The 20,778-nt window shown below is 59.5% G+C and carries 19 protein-coding genes; 9 read left to right on the top strand and 10 right to left on the bottom strand.

Going from position 1 to position 20,778, the window contains the following annotated elements; genetic code table 11:
* Window positions 1-88: 88 nt before the first annotated feature.
* From P349_RS15085 to P349_RS15115, 7 genes are all read right to left on the bottom strand, one after another.
* Window positions 89-1,096 carry a LacI family DNA-binding transcriptional regulator gene (locus tag P349_RS15085; protein WP_032647338.1) on the bottom strand — a complete coding sequence of 336 codons (1,008 nt, stop codon included), beginning with the start codon at window positions 1,094-1,096 and terminating at the stop codon, window positions 89-91.
* A 28-nt stretch (window positions 1,097-1,124) separates the two neighbouring features.
* Window positions 1,125-2,531: a sucrose-6-phosphate hydrolase gene (locus P349_RS15090; protein WP_032647339.1), complete on the bottom strand. Its 1,407-nt coding sequence runs from the start codon at window positions 2,529-2,531 to the stop codon at window positions 1,125-1,127.
* A complete protein-coding gene (locus P349_RS15095) occupies window positions 2,531-3,901 on the bottom strand; it encodes a sucrose-specific PTS transporter subunit IIBC (protein WP_024909534.1) in 1,371 nt (456 codons plus the stop codon). The genes P349_RS15090 and P349_RS15095 overlap by 1 nt, the downstream gene beginning before the upstream one ends.
* Before the next feature lie 67 nt (window positions 3,902-3,968).
* Complete coding sequence (locus P349_RS15100; RefSeq protein ID WP_032647341.1) at window positions 3,969-5,486, bottom strand: carbohydrate porin; 1,518 nt, start codon at window positions 5,484-5,486, stop codon at window positions 3,969-3,971.
* A 172-nt stretch (window positions 5,487-5,658) separates the two neighbouring features.
* Window positions 5,659-6,549, bottom strand: coding sequence for an aminoimidazole riboside kinase (locus P349_RS15105; protein ID WP_032647343.1), 891 nt, complete (start codon window positions 6,547-6,549; stop codon window positions 5,659-5,661).
* An 88-nt stretch (window positions 6,550-6,637) separates the two neighbouring features.
* The gene (locus P349_RS15110) at window positions 6,638-7,849 is read right to left on the bottom strand and encodes a diguanylate phosphodiesterase (protein ID WP_032647345.1); all 1,212 of its coding nucleotides are present in this window, start codon (window positions 7,847-7,849) and stop codon (window positions 6,638-6,640) included.
* Window positions 7,850-7,942: 93 nt separating this feature from the next.
* Window positions 7,943-9,424, bottom strand: coding sequence for an alpha/beta hydrolase (locus tag P349_RS15115; RefSeq protein ID WP_032647347.1), 1,482 nt, complete (start codon window positions 9,422-9,424; stop codon window positions 7,943-7,945).
* Between the two features lie 264 nt (window positions 9,425-9,688).
* Between P349_RS15115 and P349_RS15120 the strand changes: the two genes are divergently transcribed.
* From P349_RS15120 to P349_RS15150, 7 genes are read left to right on the top strand one after another with little or no spacing between them, the layout of a single operon-like run.
* Window positions 9,689-10,543 (top strand): MurR/RpiR family transcriptional regulator, encoded by an 855-nt coding sequence (locus P349_RS15120; RefSeq protein ID WP_032647349.1) that lies wholly within the window; start codon window positions 9,689-9,691, stop codon window positions 10,541-10,543.
* Window positions 10,544-10,555: 12 nt separating this feature from the next.
* The gene (ddpX, locus tag P349_RS15125; RefSeq protein WP_032647350.1) at window positions 10,556-11,131 is read left to right on the top strand and encodes a D-alanyl-D-alanine dipeptidase; all 576 of its coding nucleotides are present in this window, start codon (window positions 10,556-10,558) and stop codon (window positions 11,129-11,131) included.
* A gap of 15 nt (window positions 11,132-11,146) precedes the next feature.
* On the top strand, window positions 11,147-12,679 hold the full coding sequence (locus P349_RS15130) for an ABC transporter substrate-binding protein (protein WP_032647353.1): 1,533 nt from the start codon (window positions 11,147-11,149) through the stop codon (window positions 12,677-12,679).
* A 23-nt stretch (window positions 12,680-12,702) separates the two neighbouring features.
* Window positions 12,703-13,725 (top strand): ABC transporter permease, encoded by a 1,023-nt coding sequence (locus P349_RS15135; protein WP_024909542.1) that lies wholly within the window; start codon window positions 12,703-12,705, stop codon window positions 13,723-13,725.
* On the top strand, window positions 13,722-14,615 hold the full coding sequence (gene ddpC / locus P349_RS15140) for a D,D-dipeptide ABC transporter permease (RefSeq protein ID WP_032647354.1): 894 nt from the start codon (window positions 13,722-13,724) through the stop codon (window positions 14,613-14,615). Before P349_RS15135 ends, ddpC begins: the two co-directional genes overlap by 4 nt.
* Window positions 14,615-15,601, top strand: coding sequence for an ABC transporter ATP-binding protein (locus P349_RS15145; RefSeq protein ID WP_032647355.1), 987 nt, complete (start codon window positions 14,615-14,617; stop codon window positions 15,599-15,601). Before ddpC ends, P349_RS15145 begins: the two co-directional genes overlap by 1 nt.
* Window positions 15,594-16,523: an oligopeptide/dipeptide ABC transporter ATP-binding protein gene (locus tag P349_RS15150; protein ID WP_032647356.1), complete on the top strand. Its 930-nt coding sequence runs from the start codon at window positions 15,594-15,596 to the stop codon at window positions 16,521-16,523. Before P349_RS15145 ends, P349_RS15150 begins: the two co-directional genes overlap by 8 nt.
* On the opposite strand, the gene P349_RS15155 is transcribed toward P349_RS15150, so the two are convergent.
* Window positions 16,520-17,269 carry an SDR family NAD(P)-dependent oxidoreductase gene (locus P349_RS15155; RefSeq protein WP_008501706.1) on the bottom strand — a complete coding sequence of 250 codons (750 nt, stop codon included), beginning with the start codon at window positions 17,267-17,269 and terminating at the stop codon, window positions 16,520-16,522. The genes P349_RS15150 and P349_RS15155 overlap by 4 nt on opposite strands.
* A 115-nt stretch (window positions 17,270-17,384) precedes the next feature.
* Between P349_RS15155 and P349_RS15160 the strand changes: the two genes are divergently transcribed.
* Window positions 17,385-18,290: a LysR family transcriptional regulator gene (locus P349_RS15160; protein ID WP_032647357.1), complete on the top strand. Its 906-nt coding sequence runs from the start codon at window positions 17,385-17,387 to the stop codon at window positions 18,288-18,290.
* A 23-nt stretch (window positions 18,291-18,313) separates the two neighbouring features.
* On the opposite strand, the gene P349_RS15165 is transcribed toward P349_RS15160, so the two are convergent.
* Both P349_RS15165 and P349_RS15170 read right to left on the bottom strand, forming a co-directional pair.
* Window positions 18,314-18,742 (bottom strand): OsmC family protein, encoded by a 429-nt coding sequence (locus P349_RS15165; protein WP_023311893.1) that lies wholly within the window; start codon window positions 18,740-18,742, stop codon window positions 18,314-18,316.
* A 75-nt stretch (window positions 18,743-18,817) separates the two neighbouring features.
* On the bottom strand, window positions 18,818-19,699 hold the full coding sequence (locus P349_RS15170; RefSeq protein WP_032647358.1) for a LysR family transcriptional regulator: 882 nt from the start codon (window positions 19,697-19,699) through the stop codon (window positions 18,818-18,820).
* Window positions 19,700-19,809: 110 nt separating this feature from the next.
* Between P349_RS15170 and P349_RS15175 the strand changes: the two genes are divergently transcribed.
* The gene (locus P349_RS15175; RefSeq protein ID WP_032647359.1) at window positions 19,810-20,661 is read left to right on the top strand and encodes a Vmh family MBL fold metallo-hydrolase; all 852 of its coding nucleotides are present in this window, start codon (window positions 19,810-19,812) and stop codon (window positions 20,659-20,661) included.
* The last annotated feature ends 117 nt before the right edge of the window (window positions 20,662-20,778 follow it).

Here is a 20,778-nt window from a genome sequence, read left to right as displayed (position 1 = left end):
CTCAAGGAGAATTATTCCTTATGGTTATCGGCGCTTCCAAAACTTAAATTAATTAAAGTTATTGATGTATCGGTCCGGGCTATATTGCTTACTTATAGCGCCGCTGCAGGGTGGCAGCCAGCTTGCGTTGCAACGGTTCCGGGGTCTCTCCCTCGATCAATTTGCTAATCAAATCAAAGCAGTGCCACGCCAGCTGGCGGTTGTCCTGGCGAATGGTATCCACCGGGATCGTCAGCGAATCGTAGAGGTAGTGATCGTCAAAACTGGCTAACCTGATATCGCTTTGCAGCAGGTTATGCTGGCCCATATAGCGCAGCACCCCTTCCAGCAGCCCGCAGGCGGCGGCGAAGAGCGCTTTCGGCGGACGCCCCAGACGGGCGCAGAGTTCAGCAAACATCTCGTACCCGGAGCTCGGGTGATAGTTGCCGTGAATGATCCACTCGGGGCGCAGTTCCACACCGGCCTCACGCAGCCCTTGCTTAAAGCCTTCCAGGCGGTCGCGCGTAGGCGACAGGCGGGGCTGGCCGCCGAGAAAGTAGAACTCATCAGGATGCTGGCGCGCAATGTCCGCCACCAGTTCGGACGTCGGGGTAATCGAATCGGTGATCACCAGCGGCAGCGCGCTGTCGTTGATGTGGCGGTCAAACAGAACCACCGGCAGCTGCTCGCTCAGCTTATGGTAGTCCGCGTCGTTGAGCATGCTGGAGGCCACAATCAGCCCGTCCACCTGACGCGCCACCATGTTGTTCACCACCACCGTCTCCTGCCCCGGGTTTTCATCGCTGCAGGAGATCAGCAGCTGAACGCCCGCCTCGCGGCACAGCGTTTCCAGCTCATGAGAAAAAACGGCAAAACCGTAGTTGGTGATCTCCGGGACCACCAGACCAATGGTGTGGCTGCGGTTATCCCGCAGCGACCGGGCATGAATGCTGGGCTGATAGTGGTGCTCTTTTGCAATCGCCAGCACGCGCTCGCGCGTCTCTTCCGCCACGCGAAGCTCTTTGCTGCGCCCGTTCAGGACCAGGCTGGCGGTGGCTTTTGACACACCCGCCAGCTCCGCGATGTCTTTAATGGTGACGCGTTTTGTTTTTCTCACAACGACTTAGATCCGGCTGCCAAAACCCTCATTCTATCATGCAGGCGCGCAGCGACCAGTAGCGTAATGTGATATCGGACGCACCTTCGAATCGCACCCGGGTCGGATGGTCAGGAAAATAGCGGCTGCTCATCACCCCTTCACCGTGATTGATGAAAATTTCAACGCTGGAACGGTCGCACAGAACGCGTAAATGACGGACGTCGCCCTGCCAGTAGCGGGTCAGCGTTTCACCGGTTTTCAGGCTCGCGCGTTCCAGACGTATACCCTGCTCATCGAGCGTGAGACGCAGCGCGCCGCCAAAATCGACATTCACATGCGCGGCGTCCAGCTCAAACTCCAGGCGCGTCGCGTCCAGGTTTGGCGCGTCGCTGGCGAGCCCCTGCCAGTGCTGCTCATCTTCACGCAGCGCCGTCAACTCGCGCGCCGGGGTCTGCCAGAGCCTGCCGTCGCGATAGCGTAATTCGCGCGGGCAGGTCATCTGGTGCATCCAGCCGTGCGCCCGGGTTGGCTGAAGCATCTCTTCCCCGTCCGGTACGCCCATCCAGCCGATCAGAATGCGGCGTCCATCTTCCGCCAGCGTCGTTTGCGGCGCGTAAAACTCAAACCCCGCGTCCAGCTCGTGCAGCTCGCCGTGATCGAATGCGGCGCAGGCATAGTCAAACGCCCCGCTCATCCAGGTGGCCGGATAGGTGTTGAGATAGCGATGCGGCTCGCGCGCCAGTCCCTGTGGGCAGCTGATCAGGACGTGCGTTCCGTCGAGGGCAAACAGGTCCGGGCACTCCCACATATACCCCGCCTCCGTCAGGCCGTTGACCCCGTGACCAGCGATCTCCCCACAGGACGTCCAGGCGTGCAAATCGGCTGATTTAAACAGCAGCACCTTGCCGCGCTTTTGCACATCCTGCGCGCCGAGCACCATGTACCACTCCCCGTCGTGTTGCCACACCTTCGGGTCGCGCACGTGGCCGGTGTAGCCTTCCGGCAGCGCCAGCACCGGCCCCAGCTTCGTAAAGGTTCCGTCCGGCTGTTCCACGGCCAGGCACTGCCAGGCCGTGCGGCTGCCGTCATCGAACTTAACGTTTCCGGTGTAGCACAGGGTCAGAACCCCCTGGTTATCCACGGCACTACCGGAGTAGCAGCCGTTGCGGTCATACGCTTCGTCAGGCATCAGCGCCAGCGGCTCATGCCGCCAGTGCACCAGGTCCGCAGAGCTCCAGTGCCCCCAGCACTTAAAGCGATGCTCGCAGTCCAGCGGGTTCCACTGATAGAACAGGTGATAGCGGCCGGCAAACCAGATAAACCCGTTCGGGTCGTTCATCAGCCCCGTCACCGGTGCGGGGTGCCACTGCGGATAGTGGCTATCCGCCAGCGCCCGTGGCTGACCTTTCATAACGGCCTGCAGGATCGCAGGCCAGCGGGAAGGCAACGTCATTATTCAGAGTCCGTTTTATATTTCAGCAGCAGTGAGACGGTAAACGCCACGCCGAAGGCAATCACCATGCCGATAATATAGTTGAGCAGCGAGCTGGCCTGCACGATGGCCATGCCCGGAATGGCGGTCAACCCAACGGCGGTCATGTAGACATGAACCGAGACCACCCAGGCCCCGCCCACCGCGCCGCCAATCAACGCGGCGATAAACGGCTTAACGAAGCGCAGGTTGATACCAAAAATGGCCGCTTCGGTGATGCCCAGCATCGCAGAAAACGCCGACGGTAAGGTAATGGCTTTGATTTTGGCATCTTTGGTTTTGAACCATACTGCCAGACAGGCGCCGCCCTGCGCCACGTTCGCCATGGCCCAGATAGGCAGCAGGAAGTTAACGCCAATCGACGGGTTACCCAGCAGCCCGGCTTCAATCGCGTGGAAACTATGGTGAATACCGGTGATCACAATCACCGAGTAAAGCCCGCCGAACAGCAGCCCGGCCAGCCAGCCCGCGTGGGCGATCAGCGTGCTCAGAACGAAGGAGATACCATCCCCTAAGGCGCGCCCCGCCGGACCGATAATCAGCAAGGCGATAAATCCGGAGATAACGACGGTGAGGAACGGCGTCAGGATCAGGTCCAACGCATCCGGGATCGCGCGGCGCAGGTTTTTCTCCACGATGCTCATAAACCAGACGGCCAGCAGCACCGGGAATACCGTACCCTGATAGCCAATCATCGCGATCTCAAGGCCGAAGAAGTTCATGGTGTGGAAGCCGGAGGCCACGCCCCAGGCGTTGGTCAGCGCCGGGTGGGTCAGAATCCCGCCCAGCGTCGCGCCGAGGTACGGGTTACCGCCAAATTCGCGCGCGGCGGTAAAGCCAATCAGAATAGGCAGAATGATAAACGCCGCCGAGCTGCACATGTCCAGCATGATGTAGATGGCGTTATCCGCATTGACCCAGCCGTAGGTTTTCACCATGCCGAGCAGACCCATCAGCAGACCGGACGCCACAATCGCGGGAATGATCGGCACAAAGATGTTGGAGAGCAGACGGGCAATGCGCTGGAACGGGTTCAGCTTGCGCGCCGCCAGGTCCGCGGCTTCCGATTTACTGGATTCGCTGATCCCCGCCGCCTGAATAAACGCGGCGTACACCTTGTTAACCACGCCCGTGCCAAAAATCACCTGCATCTGCCCGGCGTTACGGAAGCAGCCTTTCACGCCGTCGACCTTGCCGATAGCCTGCTGATCCGCCAGCGCGTCATCGACCAGCACCAGACGAAGACGCGTTGCGCAGTGCGCCGCGCTGGCGATATTTTCCTTGCCACCGAGCAGTGGAATAAGCTCGCGGGCGATTTGATTAAAATCCATAGATACCTCTGCCTGACTTCTTTTTTATGATGTGCGAAACGCTCCCGCCAGGCGGGAGCGTGATGGGTTAAAACCAGGTTTCCATCTGGACCCCAAAGTTCCATTCCCCGCCGGCGTTGAAGCCGCTGCTGCCAAAGGCATCATCGCTGGCGTAATGATCCAGTTTGCTGCTCCAGTCCATCCAGGTGGCAAACAGGCGCAGCTCCGGACGGCTGAAGAAATCGCCGATTTTGCTCGCTTTTAACGTTGGCGCAAAGGTCAGCTTGTAGAAACTGCCGTTCACGGCGTTGCGGTCCTTATAACCTTCAGGATTTAAATCCATGTACTGATAGCTTCCCTCAAACGCCAGCGCGAAGTTCTGCGTCACCTCTTTAATCAGGCGAGTGTTGAGCGTTACCCACTCATAGCTATCGCCCTTGATGTAGCGATCTTTACTGCTCTGTGCCAGTACGGCTGGCGCAACGCTCCAGCCACCGCCGATCGGCGTGACACCGTAACTTGCGAAGCGCCAGGTATCCGCCTCAGACAGCAGTGCGCCGTCGGAGCCGATGCTTTTCACCTCCGCACCCAGCCCGTGACCATAAAGCAGCGCCGTTTTGGCGGTCCCTTCGCGCAGGCCGTAGAAGCTGTCATTATGCAAGCCCACCAGAGCATGAACGCCGTGATTGGCGGCATCCGTTTTGATGAGATCGCCGTTAGTGTCTTTACGGTCGTCGTTATCCTTCGCCCGCAGGCCGCTCACCATCAGCTGGAACGGGCCGGCGAAGTGGTTCATGCTGAGGATATAGTTCTGAACGTTGTTGTCGGTCTGCTCCACGCTGCCGAAGTTGCGGCCATAAATGGAGAAGTTGCTGCGCAGCGAATCGTTCCATTTCACGTCATAGACGCCGCCGCCGGTACCGGCGAGGAACACCACGTCGGAATCCAGCCAGTGAATGTCAAAGTTGTCGCGGTCAAAGCGTTTACCCGCCCAGAAGGTGCTGCCCTTCAGCGCGCCGGTAAAATCAGGCAGGTTGCCCAGCTCCGCGAAAGCCTGGCGAATATTGAGATCGCTGGTATCGGCTGACCAGTCGTTATAGGTTCTCTGACCGTCGGCCAGCATCGCTTTAAAGCGTGTGGTCGCCCCGTTATCCAGGGTTTGCTTGTGCTCCAGATTCAGCTCCACGTAGGTATCGGCTTCGTTACCCAGACGCCCTACCGCACCGCCGGTTTCACCGGCCGGGGTCAGATAAGGACCGCTTTTGCTGCTGGAAGCCGCATCGTTCATCAGCAGGCCAGAACGAGCATAGCCGTGGAACTCAAACCCGCCGGTCTGATCCGCCTTCTTCTCCAGCGCGGTGGTGCGCTGCGCCACCTCCTGGGTCGTCGTTTGCGCCTGCTGCTGGGCGGCAACCAACTGCTGCGTTTTTTGTTCTGCATCGGTGGCGCGCTTCTCTGCCACCTGCGCACGCGTTTCCGCCGCCTGGAGGCGTTGCTCCATTGCGGCAAGACGCGCTTCGATACTTGTCATATCCGTTTGGGCAAAAACAGAGGTACTTCCGGCCAGCATGCCTATCATCACGGCAAGTCTGCGTTTTTTATACATTTTGTCGCATCCCTAAAAGAAGTCATTAAACGTGCTAAATTGCTAAACCGGTTTAGGTTGCTGATACTAAACCTCTGGATTTTGGATCGGCAATCTTTTTTGCTAAACCGATTTAGTAAGTGTGATCGAGGCGACAATTCAGGCCGCCGGATGGCGGCCAGGAGAGGAGAAATTACAGGTCGTGCTGCCAGGGCAACGCGGTCATCGCCCCTTTGGCCGTGGTGGCCAGCGCGCCGCAGCGCTGGGCGAGCGCGATAACCGGTGGCAGCGCCTGACCGTCAGCCAGGCCGTAGAGTAGCCCCGCGACGAAGGCGTCGCCCGCGCCGGTTGTATCGACACACTGAACGGGGGTGGCCGGATAATGTTTCACAGTGCCCTCATGCCAGGCGATTACCCCCTCTTTACCCAGGGTGACCAGCACCAGACGCGCCGGGCAGCGCGCCATCAGCGTGTCCAGACCGACGTTTACCTGCAAGTCTCCGGTTAAAAACGCCAGCTCTTCGACAGAGAGTTTCACCACGTCTGCGCTCTGCAGGGCCTGCTCCAGGCAGCGACGCAGTTCGTTCTCATCCGGCCAGAGGTCCGGGCGAATATTGGGGTCGAAACTGACGTAACCGCCCGCCTCCCGGATGGCGGCCATCGCCTGAAAGGTCGCAGAACGGCTCGGCTCGGCGCTTAAGGCGATGGAGCAGACGTGCAGCCACTCCCCGGCGCTGAACGTCGGCAGATCGGCAGATTCCAGAAACAGATCGGCGCTCGGGCGCACCATAAAGGTAAACGAGCGTTCGCCGTGGTCATCCAGATCGACCACCACCGTTGAGGTGCGGTGCGCCGGGTCAAGGCGCATATACTTCACGTCGACCCGCTCGTCGGCTAATGTCTTAGACATAAAACGCCCAAAAGGATCGTCGCCAACCCTGCCGATAAAGGCGCTCTGGCCGCCCAGCCGGGCAATGCCGACCGCGACGTTTGCCGGTGCGCCGCCGGGACACTGCAGTAATCTGCCTTCTCCATCGGGCAGCAAATCCACTACCGCATCGCCAAGTACCCAGATTTTTTTCATGTAACCCTCTCAGCTAAACTATGTTAAACCGTTTTAGCTATTTAAGCACAGGCTGGGCAAAGGGGAAATAACGGGAGGGAAAATTGACTTAACGCACCAGGTGCGGCCAGTGGATATCGCCGACGCCATTAATCTGCGGACGGGCAAACAGAAAGCCCTGGAAGCGGCGGATCCCGGCAGATTCGAGCCAGCACCACTCTTCTATTTTCTCGATGCCTTCGGCTACCAGGCTAATTTCAAGATCGGAGCAACAGCTGACGATGGAGCGCACAATCGCCTGCTTCGGGCCGCTGAGGTGAATGTTGCTGACAATTTCCCGGTCGATTTTAATTTTATCAGGCTGGAACCGGGTCAGAAGCGAAAGTCCGGCATAGCCCGAGCCAAAATCATCGATCGCCAGGCCAATCCCCTCACCGCGAAGCTGCTTGATGGCGCTATTAAACTGGTTGAACCCGGAGATCATCTCATTTTCCGTGACTTCAATGACCACCTGCTCCGGCTGAAGCCCATGTTGTTTAATCTGATCGACCAGAAATTCCACTGCGCCGGGGACATTCACCAGCGACATGGGCAGCAGGTTTACCGCGATTTTATGGCTGCCAATGCCCAGCTTTTCCGCCAGCGCAAAGGCATACGCTTTCGTCTGGAGATCAACTTCGTAGACGTTGTCCGGGTCGACAGTGCTGAAGAAATGCTCCGGACTGCCGCCGTCGTTGCCGCGGATAAGGGCCTCAAGGGAGCTGATCTTCCCTTCCGAGGGCTCGACAATAGGCTGCAGCGCAAACTGGCAGGTTTGTCCGGTAAACAGGCCCAGATGTTCGCCAAAGGGTAACGCCTCGGGTGAAAGCGTCCATTTTTCAGGGGTGTAGCGCGCGCCCGACGGGGCCGGACGTTTGCCCATGATAAACGTCTGAATAAATTTGAACACCCGATCGTCAGAGGTGAGATAGCTGTCCAGCTTGCTGTAATGCAGGACCGACTGCAGCACCTCTTTCGGTGACTGCGTCTGCAGATCGAACAGCAGCATACCGACGTTTTCGAATCGTCTGCGCGGGCCATAATCCCGCATCAGTTCAACCACCCCGCTGTGCCGCTTGTCCTCACGGATGGTGTGGAACAGTTTGACCACACTCTCTTCCGACCCTTCGAGGATTTGCAGAACGTCATTCCCTTTTGCCAGGAGGACACCGGTGATATCCAGTTTTGTGTTGCGGCCCCTGGCGCGATCCACCAGCTCCCGCAGTTCGGTGGACGGGCGGGATAAATTCAACTGGCTTCGGTAAATCAGAGTCGTCAGCACAAAAGTGGGTTCCGATGAGAGAGAGGTGCCTTGAAGCTATTATTTAACATACTTAATCAGTGCGACCTAACATATTCACGCCACAAGAGAACGTTACTTTTTCGCGTCCCCGATCCGGCTGTTAATTCTTTCCTGCATGTAGTCGTAGAACGGGTTCGAGGTGACCCGCATCAACGCCTCTTTTCCAACGCTCAATACGGACGTTTCGCCCCAGAGCGCAATCGTCCCCAGGCTGATGCCATAGCGGTTTTTCACCCCAGGCTCGCGACCATAGAGATCGTCATCCGGCGGGAAAGGCACGGCAACGTGCGACAGGGAATAGACATCCTGCGGCCAGGCCTGCGCAAGCGGCACGACCGTCTCGCGGGTGCTGCCTGCCGGAGTTGTTTTCGCTACTGCCGAGAAACTGTGCTCGTCCGCATTGGTGATAACCGTGACACCGTAACGTCTCTGCGCAACCGGCAGCAGCGCCGTGGTGGCCGTCCATGATGACGGTTTAAAGAGCGGACGGAAGCTCGCCGCCTGGTTGATATCGAACATCACCAGCTCGCTGCCGTTTGCCGGAAGCTGGTCAAACAGGCCGCTGACCACCGCGCGAGTGCTGACCGTAGAATCCATCACCGACTGGAACGCCAGAACCGGCGGGAGCTGCGCCAGCCGTTGCTCCCGCGCCGCGCGGCCAATTTGCTCCTGCAGGGCTTTCGTCAGCAGCCACGACTGGCGGGCGGCGTTCACCGGGAACGAGTTGTATTTATACGGATTATATTCCGGGGAGATATTCAGCCAGGCCGCTTTGGCAAACGGCGGCAGCAGCGCCGGTAGTCCGGCGAAACCGGCAAAGCGCGCAAAGGCCGTCACACCGATCATCGGTGAGAGCAGTATCACCTGCTGCGGTTTGCGCAGCGCAGGCGCGTCCAGCGCATCGAGGGCATATTTCATCGCCAGCGCCCCGCCGTTAGAGTAGCCCACCAGATGCAAAGGGACAGCCTCACCCGCCAGGCGTGTGGCTTCCCGTACGGCAAGGCGCGTGGCCGCCAGCCACATTTCCCAGTCAACGTCCGTCAGCGCGCCGGGCGCGGTGCCGTGTCCGGGAAGACGCGGGACTACGGCCACAAAGCCGTGCTGCTGATAGTTCACGGCAAGGCGCCTTACGCTGTATGGCGAATCCGTCAACCCGTGCAGCAGCACTACCGCGCCGCGCGGCTTTCCGGTCGGCATCAGCACAAAGGAGCGGTTGGCATCGGGGGCAAACTGACCGGGCCACACCAGGCTATGACGGTAATAGCGGTTTAACGGGGTTTGTTCCTCGCCTGCTGTTTTCGCCGTCACCGCGTTATCCAGATCGGTGAAAATCGCCTTTTCCCGAGCGAGGTACCCGGCAAAGTCGGCGTTATCCAGCTCGCGCACGGACATCTCATCGGCCCGCCAGGTATGCCAGAGATGCAGTTCCGGCCCCTGCTGCGAGAGATACACCCGCACCGCCAGCAGAACGACCAGAACGATCCCCACGACCATTCCTGTTTTCTTTGCAAGCGCGATCAGGCGCACGCTGACTCGCCAGGGCAAATTCGCCATGAGGGATCCTTTTATGTTCTCAGTGCTTCTATCTTATCAAAAATGTGAACAGGCTGACGTATTCACCAAATTCATACCTGCACGGTCAGACAGTGCACCAAAAGTGAACTACGCTGCACAAATGTTGATCATTGGTTAACCAAATATTGCATGAAGTTTACTGCGCAGCGGGTTTTCACCCGCCTGTGAACATGGCACGCGTCATGCATTGTTAACCAGGTAACACATTTTCGGCCATTGACAGCCAGTTAACAGCGAGGCGGTATGACGACGAAACCTGAGATGTTGAGCCGTATCGAAGCGACCTTCAGCCAGCTGACACCCAGCGAAAAGCGGGTCGGGAGCTGGCTGCTGGCGCACGCCGCGCAAATCCCGTTTGAAACGGCGGAGAGCGTCGGGCTGGCAAGCGGGACCAGCGGAATTACCGTCGGTCGCTTCCTGCGCAAGCTGGGGTATCGCAACCTGGAGGATGCCAAAAAGAGCCTGCGCGATCCGTACCAGCCCTGGGGCATGAACGAGCGCCTCGACTCCTGGCAGCAGCAGCGCCCCCTGCCCAACCGCCTTCAGCATGCTCTGTCGCTGGAGGTGGATGCCATCACGCAGGTGTACCAGCTGGCACAAACGGATGCCTTTCGTCAGGTGGTGCACAACCTCGCCCACGCGGACGCGGTTTTTGTGCTGGGGATCCAGTCCACACGCGGGATTGCCAATGCCTTCTTCAGCCACCTTGAATACCTCCGCCCGCGCGTGAGCTATTCGGAGGGCGCTTCCGGCAGCTGGGTTGAATCGCTGAACTCCGGGTTTGCGCACCCTTATGTCGTGCTGACCGACACGCGCACCTACTCCACGATGGCCCGCCAGTACTGCCGCGTCGCGAGCGAGAAAGGCATTCCGCTGGCCTTAATCACCGACATCTGGTGCCCGTGGGCGCGGGATTACCCGATTGATTTACTGCAGGTGAAAACCGATACCGGTCATTTCTGGGATTCACTTGCCCCCGTGAGCTGTCTGTTCAACCTGCTGCTGTCGGGCGTGGTGGAAGCGCTGGGTGAGGCGCTCCCGGCGCGTCTGGCGGTAAACCGACAATTACAACAAGAGTTTGGTCAATTCGAACGCTAAAGGAGCGGAGCTATGCCCGAAGAGAGTGAACTGATTGATGTGGCGAAGACGTTTCCCACGCTGCATATCGATCTGAAGTACGCCACCGCCGACAACATCACCGGCCGCCCGATCTATCAGGAGGCGCAGTGCCTGCTGCATACCGACGCGGCCACCGCCCTGGCAAAAGCCATCAGCATTGCCTCTCTGGCCGGTCTGAAGCTGGTGGTCTACGACGCCTATCGGCCGCAGCAGGCGCAGGCCCAGCTGTGGGATGCCTGTCCGAACCCGGAATACGTGGTCGACGTGGCGATTGGCTCCAATCACAGCCGCGGCACGGCCATCGACGTGACCCTGATGGATGAACATAACGCCGTGCTGGATATGGGGGCCGGTTTTGATGAAATGCATGACCGATCGCATCCGTATCACCCCTCCGTGCCGCCGCACGCCCAGCGCAACCGTCTGCTGTTGAACGCCATCATGTTTGGCGGCGGTTTTGTGGGTATCAGCAGCGAATGGTGGCACTTTGAACTGCCGAATGCCGCCAGCTACCCGCTGCTTGACGACCGTTTTGCCTGTTTTCCACTGACGCCCCCCCCTCTTTAAACCTGGAGCACTGCCATGAAAACATCGCTTATCTCGACTCTGATCGCCGCCACGCTGGCCCTGAGTGCCCCGCTGGCGCTGGCTGCCGTCCCGAAAGACATGCTGGCGATCGGTAAAGCCGCCGACCCGCAAACGCTCGATCCGGCCATCACCATTGATAACAACGACTGGACCGTCACCTATCCCTCTTACCAGCGTCTGGTCAAATACAAGCCAGGCTCTACCGAGGTGGAAGGCGATCTGTCGACGGGCTGGAAGGCGTCCGACGACCAGAAAGAGTGGACCTTTACCCTGGCGGATAACGCCAAATTCTCCGACGGCACACCGGTCACCGCCGAGGCGGTCAAACTCTCCTTTGAGCGCCTGCTGAAGCTCAGCCAGGGGCCGTCCGAAGCCTTCCCGAAAGATCTGAAAATTGATGCCGTTGATGACCATACGGTGAAGTTCACCCTCAGCCAGCCGTTCGCGCCTTTCCTCTACACCCTGGCGAACGACGGGGCGTCCATCATTAACCCGGCGGTGCTGAAGGCCAATGCCGCGGACGATGCGCGCGGTTTTCTGGCGCAAAATACCGCCGGCTCCGGACCGTTTATGCTGAAGAGCTGGCAGAAAGGCCAACAGTTGGTGCTGGTGCCAAACCCCCACTGGCAGGGTGAGAAGCCACACTTCAAGCGCGTCTCGGTAAAAATTATCGGTGAGAGCGCATCGCGTCGTCTGCAGCTTTCCCGCGGTGACCTGGACATTGCCGACTCACTTCCGGTCGATCAGCTTGCGGCCCTGAAGCAGGAAGGGAAAGTGGCCGTCGCCGAATACCCGTCCCTGCGCGTGACTTACCTCTATCTCAACAACAGCAAAGCGCCGCTCAATCAGGTCGATTTACGCCGCGCGGTCTCCTGGGCGACGGACTATCAGGGGATGGTGAAAGGCATTCTGAGCGGCAACGGCAAGCAGATGCGCGGCCCGATCCCGGAAGGCATGTGGGGCTTTGACGCCACGGCAATGCAGTACAGCTTCGATGAGGCCAAAGCTAAAGCGGCGCTGGATAAGGTCAAAGATAAGCCCGCCAGCCTGACCTTCCTCTACTCGGACAACGATCCGAACTGGGAGCCTATTGCCCTCTCGACGCAGGCCAGCCTTGGCAAGATCGGCATTAACGTCAAGCTGGAAAAACTGGCCAACGCCACCATGCGCGACCGCGTCGGAAAAGGCGATTACGACATTGCCATCGGCAACTGGAGCCCGGACTTTGCCGACCCGTACATGTTCATGAACTACTGGTTCGAATCGGACAAAAAAGGGCTGCCGGGCAACCGGTCGTTCTATGAGAACAAAGAGGTCGATTCCCTGCTGCAGGCGGCGCTGAAAACCACCGACCAGGCGGAACGCACCAAAGATTATCAGCAGGCGCAAAAGGTGGTCATCGACGAGGCGGCCTACGTTTATCTGTTCCAGAAAAACTACCAGCTGGCGATGAACAAAGAGGTCAAAGGCTTCACCTTTAATCCGATGCTCGAGCAGGTGTTCAACATCGCCACCATGAGTAAATAACGGTTCTCGCCGGGGGAAAGTGTATGACGTTCTGGAGCATAGTGCGCCAGCGCTGCTGGGGGTTACTCCTGGTGGTGGCCGGTGTCTGTATTATCACTTTTATTATTTCACACCTGATCCCCGGCGATCCGGCCCGTCTGCTGGCCGGCGATCGCGCCAGCGACGAAATCGTGCAGAACATCCGCCAGCAGTTAGGGCTGGATCAGCCGCTGTATATACAGTTTGGCCGCTACGTGGACGCCCTGGCCCACGGTGATTTAGGCACCTCCATCCGTACCGGACGTCCGGTCGCTGAAGACCTGAAGGCCTTTTTCCCCGCCACGCTGGAGCTGGCCTTTTGTTCTCTGGTGCTGGCGCTGGTCATCGGCGTGCCGCTGGGGATTTTGTCGGCGGTTTACCGCAACCGCTGGCTGGATCACCTGGTGCGTTTAATGGCGATGACCGGGATCTCCACCCCGGCCTTCTGGCTCGGTCTGGGCGTCATTGTGCTGTTCTACGGGCACCTGCAGATCCTGCCGGGCGGCGGCAGGCTGGACGACTGGCTCGACCCGCCTGCCCACGTCACCGGCTTTTATCTGCTGGACGCACTGCTGGAAGGTAACGGAGAGGTCTTTTTCAATGCGCTGCAGCACCTGATTTTGCCCTCGCTGACGCTGGCGTTTGTTCACCTGGGCATCGTGGCGCGTCAGGTCCGTTCCGCGATGCTGGAGCAGCTTAGCGAGGACTATATCCGCACCGCGCGCGCCAGCGGCCTGCCCGGCTGGTATATCGTCCTGCGCTACGCCCTGCCGAATGCGATGATCCCATCGATTACCGTGCTCGGGCTGGCGCTGGGCGATCTGCTGTACGGCGCCGTGCTGACCGAAACCGTCTTTGCCTGGCCGGGCATGGGCGCCTGGGTGGTGACCTCCATTCAGGCGCTCGATTTCCCTGCCGTGATGGGCTTTGCCGTCGTTGTTTCGCTGGCCTATGTGCTGGTTAATCTGGTGGTCGATCTGCTTTACCTGTGGATTGACCCGCGAATCGGGCGCGGAGGTGCCGAATGATGTTAACGCAGGAAACGCCCGTCCCGGTTAAACCCGTCAGACAACGCATCAACTGGCCAAAGCTGTTCTGGATGCTGCGTCAAAGCCCGCTCACGATCGTTGGCGGCGTCATTATGCTTGTGATGCTTTTCATTATGGTGGCCGCACCGTGGATCGTGCCGCACGACCCGAACGCGCTGGATCTGACCACGCGCCTGCAGGCGCCGTCTGCGCAGCACTGGTTTGGTACCGACGAGGTGGGCCGCGATCTGTTCAGCCGCGTGCTGGCGGGCAGCCAGCAGTCCATTACCGCCGGACTGGCGGTGGTGGTGATTGCGGGCGGCATCGGTTCGCTGCTGGGCTGTCTGTCCGGCGTGCTGGGCGGGCGCGGCGACGCCGTCATCATGCGGGTGATGGACATTATGCTCTCGATACCTTCCCTGGTGCTGACCATGGCGCTGGCCGCCGCGCTCGGGCCGAGCCTGTTTAACGCCATGCTGGCGATTGCGATTGTCCGCATCCCGTTTTACGTTCGCCTGGCGCGCGGGCAAACCCTGGTGGTGCGCCAGTTTACCTACGTGCAGGCCGCCCGCACCTTTGGCGCCTCCCGTTGGCATTTGATCCGCTGGCACATCCTGCGCAACGCCCTGCCGCCGCTGATTGTGCAGGCGTCGCTGGACATCGGCAGCGCCATCCTGATGGCCGCTACGCTGGGGTTTATTGGCCTGGGGGCGCAGCAGCCGACCGCCGAATGGGGCGCGATGGTGGCCGTCGGCCGTAACTACGTTCTGGACCAGTGGTGGTACTGCGCGTTTCCCGGTGCGGCGATTTTGATAACCGCCGTGGGCTTTAACCTGTTTGGCGACGGTATCCGCGATCTGCTGGATCCGAAATCGGGAGGTAAACAGTGATGACCGATCCGGTACTCAAGATTGAAGACCTGCATCTGAGCTTCCCGATTTTTCGCGGCGAGGTCCACGCGCTGAACCACGTCTCGCTAGATATCGGCAGGGGTGAAATTGTCGGCGTGGTGGGCGAATCCGGTTCAGGTAAATCGGTGACCGCCATGCTCGCCATGCGGCTGCTGCCGGAAGGCAGCTACCGCATTCATCATGGCCAGGTGAAATTACTCGGCGAAAACGTCCTGACGGCGTCCGAGAAACAGCTTCGCCAGTGGCGCGGCGCAAAGGTCGCGATGATTTTTCAGGAGCCCATGACCGCCCTCAACCCGACGCGGCGGATTGGCAAACAGATGGTCGAGGTGATCCGCCAGCATCAGCCGCTTTCCCGGCATGAGGCGCAGCAGAAGGCGATTACCCTGCTGGAAGAGATGCAAATCCCGGATGCGAAAGCGGTCATGGCGCGCTATCCGTTTGAGCTGTCCGGCGGGATGCGCCAGCGGGTGATGATCGCCCTTGCCTTCTCCTGCGAGCCGGAGCTGATTATCGCCGACGAACCGACCACCGCGCTGGACGTCACCGTCCAGCTGCAGGTGCTGCGCCTGCTGAAGCACAAGGCGCGGGCCAGCGGCACCTCGGTGCTGTTTATCAGCCACGATATGGCCGTGGTGTCCCAGCTCTGCGACAGAATGTACGTGATGTATGCAGGCAGCGTGATCGAGAGCGGTGCCACGCAAACGCTGATCCATCAGCCTGTTCATCCCTATTCCATCGGCCTGCTGCAGTGCGCGCCGGAAAACGGCCAGCCGCGCGCCCCGCTTCCCGCCATCCCCGGCACGGTCCCCAACCTCAGCGAGCTTCCGCAGGGATGCGCGTTCCGCGAACGCTGCTTTGCCGCCGGGGCGAAATGCAGCGAAACGCCGCGCCTGCAGCCCCATGGCGCAGAAGGCCAACAGGCTGCCTGCTGGTATCCACAACGGGAGAAACACCATGTCTGATGTACTGCTGGAACTGGATAGCGTGCACGTGAACTTTGCGGCGCGCAAAAACTGGCTGGGTCGCGTGACGGAACAGGTCCATGCGCTCAACGGGCTCGACCTTGAGATCCGTCGGGGAGAGACGCTTGGCATTGTCGGGGAATCCGGCTGCGGGAAAAGCACGCTGGCCCAGCTGCTGATGGGCATGCTTAAGCCCAGCACCGGCGCCTGCCAGCGGGCGCACCACGCGGGCGGCATGCAGATGGTGTTTCAGGATCCGCTCTCCTCGCTCGACCCGCGCCTGCCGGTCTGGCGCATTATCACCGAGCCGGTATGGGTGCAAAAGCGCAGCAGCGAGCGCGAGCGCCGTCAGCTGGCTGAAAACCTGGCGCTGCAGGTGGGCATTCGCCCGGAATATCTCGACCGGCTTCCGCACGCCTTCTCCGGCGGGCAGCGCCAGCGCATTGCCATCGCCCGGGCGCTCTCGTCCGATCCGGATATTATCGTGCTCGATGAACCCACCAGCGCGCTGGATATCTCCGTGCAGGCGCAGATCCTCAACCTGCTGGTGACCCTGCAACAGCAGCGTAATCTGACCTACGTGTTGATCTCACATAACGTCTCGGTGGTCAGGCACATGAGCGACCGCGTGGCGGTGATGTACCTTGGGCAGATTGTGGAGCTGGGCAGCGCCGCGCAGGTGCTTGGCGAGCCGCGCCATCCTTACACCCGTCTGCTGCTCGACTCTGTTCCCCGCACAGGTGAACCGCTGGATGAGACGCTGGCCTTACGGAAAACGGAGCTTCCCGGCAACCGCCGCCTGCCCGAAGGCTGTTTCTTCCGCGACCGTTGTCCGATGGCAACGCAGGGGTGTGAGCGTCCCCAGCCGTTACAGCCCTCTCACGAGGGCCGTGACGTCCGCTGCTGGCGCAGTGTGGGTTAAATTTGCGCCATCCCGCCGTCCACGAACAGCTCCGTGGCGTTAATAAAGCTGGCCGCGTCGGAGGCCAGAAACGCCACCGCTTTACCCACCTCACCCGGCGCGCCTAAACGGCCGAGCGGCACCTGAGCGGCCAGCGCGTCGTACAGCCCCTGACGATGTTCTTCCGGCACCAGATCGCCGAGACCAGGGGTTTTGATCGGACCCGGGCTCACCACGTTGACGCGGATCCCACGGCCCTGCAAATCCAGCGCCCAGGAGCGGGCAAAATTGCGCACGGCGGCTTTGCTGGCACTGTAGACGCTAAAGTTGGCCGTCCCCTTAATGGACACCGTCGAGCCGGTAAGAATAATCGAGGATCCGGCGGAGAGCAGCGGCAGCGCCTTCTGTACCGTAAACAGCACCCCGCGGACGTTGGTGCCGAAAATCCGGTCAAACTGCTCTTCGGTGATCGCGCCCAGCGGCAGCATATCGCCGCCACCCGCATTGGCGAACAGAATATCGAGGCGACCTTCTTCTTTGGCTATCCGGGCATAGACCTCGTCCAGGTCCGCCAGTTTTGACACGTCAGCGCGAATGCCCACTGCCGTTGAAGCAATTTCAGCTACTGCCGCGTCCAGCTCGGCCTGACGTCGTCCGGTGATGTACACCTTCGCGCCCTGTGCCGCCAGCTCCTGCGCCGTGGCAAGACCGATGCCGGTGCTGCCGCCGGTGACCAGTGCGATTTTTCCTGAGAGAGTCGTGTTCATGTCATTTACCTTTTGTTGGGTTTGCGTTGGACAAACTTTAGCCCTTGCCGAATTAGTGAAAAACCGGCAAGAATGAAAATGACTATTCACACATAGAAATAATCAGGGGAGCCTAATGGACCAGCTCATGGCGATGCGCGCTTTTACCCGGGTGGTGGAAACCGGCAGCTTTACCCGCGCGGCGGACTCTCTGAACATGCCCATCGCCACCCTGAGCAAGCTGGTGAAATCCCTTGAGGCGCATCTGGAGATACGCCTCCTGCACCGGACGACTCGCCGGGTGGTCGCGACGCCGGAAGGGATGGAATACTATGAAAAAGCGCTCAGGGTGCTGATTGATATCGAAGATATCGACACCGCGTTTCGCGTTTCCCGCGCGACGCCCAAAGGGCATTTGCGGGTTGACGTGGGCGGCTCCACCGCCCGGGACGTTCTTATCCCTCGGCTTCCGGATTTTATGCAGCGTTATCCGGAAATCCGCATCGACCTTGGGGTAGCCGACCGGCCGGTGGATCTCATTAGCGGTAACGTAGACTGCGTCATCCGCGGCGGCCCGCTGAACGACTCGACCCTCATCGCCCGCCATATTGGCAACGCTGAGATGGTCACCTGCGCGACGCAGGGCTACCTGAAAAATCATGGCGTCCCGGCCTATCCGCAGGAGCTGTGCAACGGCCACAAGCTTATCAGCTACCTTTCGCCCGTCAGCGGGCGGGCATTTCCGTTTCGCTTCAGAAAAAACGGCGAGGCGCTGGAAATCAATATTCCGCATTATCTCGGCGTAAATGAAAGTAATGCTCACCTGGCGGCTGCCGCGGCGGGGCTGGGCATTGTGCAGACCTTTGAGTATTCGGCAAACGCGTATTTACAGGCGGGTACGCTGACGGCGATCCTGAGCGACTGGCGCCCCGCCGCCTATCCGTTTCATGTGGTTTACCCTCAGAACCGGCATCTGACGCACCGTCTTAAGGTGTTTATTGCGTGGCTGGCGGAGGTGTTTCCCGCCGCGCTTAAGGGATAGCCGGGCGTAAACCCGGCTGTGGCTTAGTTAAGTTTATAGTCCAGCGTAATCTCAGCCTTCAGGAGCTGCGATACCGGACAGCCCGCTTTGGCTTTCTGAATAATACCGTCGAACTGCTGTGGGGCGATGCCCGGGACGGTCACCTTGCTTTTCAGGGCAACCTTCGTAATAGCAAAGCCGCCGTCGGTCTTATCCAGAGAGACGTCCGCAGTGGTATCAATAGAGTCAGCGGTATAACCCGCTTCGCCGAGCATCAGCGACAGCGCCATCGAAAAACAGGCCGCATGTGCCGCGCCGATCAGCTCTTCCGGGTTGGTCCCCTTTTCACCCTCAAAGCGGGTGTTAAAGCCATAAGGCTGCTGATTGAGAACGCCGCTCTCGGTGGAAACCGTTCCTTTTCCGCGCTTAATGTCGCCAGACCAGTGTGCCGAACCGTGCTTATGAATAGTCATTCTTGCTCTCCTTTTGGCTTACAAAGGGTTAAGTATAGAAGGCTGTCCGGATTCTGCGGGGAAGACAGACGAGTCTTAGTCACTGAGTAAATGGTGCGCCAGCGCGTCAAGGAACACGCGCAGCGCGGCAGGCTGGTATTCACGGGACTGATAAATGCCATGGATGGCAAGCGGTTTCGGCTCCAGGGCCGCCAGTACCGGCACCAGTAATCCCTGCTCCAGCGCGGCAGACGCTTCGCGCTCCGGCAGCATGGCGATACCGCAGTGCTTAACCGCCGCGTCCATCAGCAGCGAAGAGATGCTGGCGCTCAGGTTGCCGCTGACGGCCACGCTCAGGCTTTCCCCTTCCGGCGTCAGGAAGTGCCAGGACTGCCCGGCGAAAAAGCTGTAGTGCAGGCAGTTGTGCTGCGCTAATTCTTCGGGGCTGACGGGGGTACCGTGCTGCGCCAGATAGTCCGGCGAGGCGCAAAGCACCGAGCGACATTCCCCCAGCCGGCGGGCAATCATGCCGGGTTCAGGGTTATCCGTAATGCGCACGGCGACGTCAATGCGCTCTCCCACCAGGCTGACCGGGTGGTTATTCACGTCCAGCTCAATGCGCAGCTGCGGGTAGCGCGAGAGCAGCCCGGGCAGCACCGGCGCAATCAGGTGCATGGCGGTAAAGTGCGCGCAGGCCACCCGCAGCGTGCCGGACGGGAGATCTTTCTCCGACTGGCCTTCGATTTCCTGCGAAATCTGCGAGAGCGTCCGCGTTTTTTGCAGCACCTTTTCCCCTGCTGCGGTCAGCGTCAGCTTGCGCGTGGAGCGGTTTACCAGCCGCGTTCCCGCCCACTTTTCCATTTGTTCAAGGTAGCGGCTCACCATCGGTCGGGAAATGCCCAGCGCGCGGGCCGCCGCGCTCAAGCTTCCCAGCTCGCATATCCGGTTGTAGACCTGAGCGGCGATCACGCGATCCATATAAGCTCCATTTGCTCGATTTATGAAACTAAGCATGTCTTGTTTCAGGAATTCTCGCAAATGCGAATATCCGTACAATAGAGACATTCCTGAACAACAGAGACAACAGCATGAAATTCACTCACCTTGCCCTGCTTTCCACGCTTTTCACTCCGGCTGTTTTTGCCGCGCCGTTGAGCATTGATACCTATAACCCGCAGGAGAAAGGCATTTTCGCGGTCTCCTCCACGCTGGTTTCCGGCCCGAAAGAGGCTGTGCTGTTTGACGCGCAGTTCAGCGTGAAGGATGGCGAAGCGCTGGTAGATAAAATTCGTCAAAGCGGTAAGACCCTGAACAAGATTGTGATCACCTCCGGCGATCCGGATTTCTATTTTGGCCTGCAGCCGCTGGTCAAAGCCTTCCCGAACGCCAAAGTGGTGGCCACGCAGCACGTGGTTGATCACATCAAGGCCACCAAAGACGCCAAGCTCGCCTTCTGGGGTCCGCAGATGAAAGACGGCGCGCCAACGGAGCTGGTCGTCCCGCAGGTGCTCGCCTCCACCACGTTTATGGTGGACGGGGAAAAGATCGATATCGAACAGCCTGACAGCTACGCGGCCTATGTGTGGATCCCGTCAGCGAAAACCATCCTCGGCGGCACCGGGGTAGCCTGGGGAATTCACGTCTGGACGGCTGACACCCAGACGGCGGCAAGCCGTAAGCAGTGGCAGGAAACGCTGGTGAATATGGCGGCGCACAAACCCGAGCGCGTGATCCCGGGTCACTATCTGGGTACCCCGCCAGCCGGAGCGGGTGCGATTGATTTTACCCGTGACTATCTGCAGCGCTTTGAAAAGGCCTTATCCGTTCATAAAGATTCTGCAGGTGTCATCAGCACCCTGAAAAAACAGTATCCGAACCTGGCTGAAGAGAGCTCGCTGGAATTAAGCGCCAAGGTGAATACCGGCGAAATGAAGTGGTAATGTAAACTCTGCTCCTGCTATATTTTCGTGATAGCAGGAGCATCGTTATAATATCCTCTCAACGCCACTTCAATTTACCCCCACATTTCAAAAGCACACAAAAGCATACACTTATGT

Source organism: Enterobacter sp. DC4 (assembly GCF_000568095.1).
Taxonomy (GTDB): domain Bacteria; phylum Pseudomonadota; class Gammaproteobacteria; order Enterobacterales; family Enterobacteriaceae; genus Enterobacter; species Enterobacter pseudoroggenkampii.
This window is presented reverse-complemented; position numbering and strand designations above follow the sequence as displayed.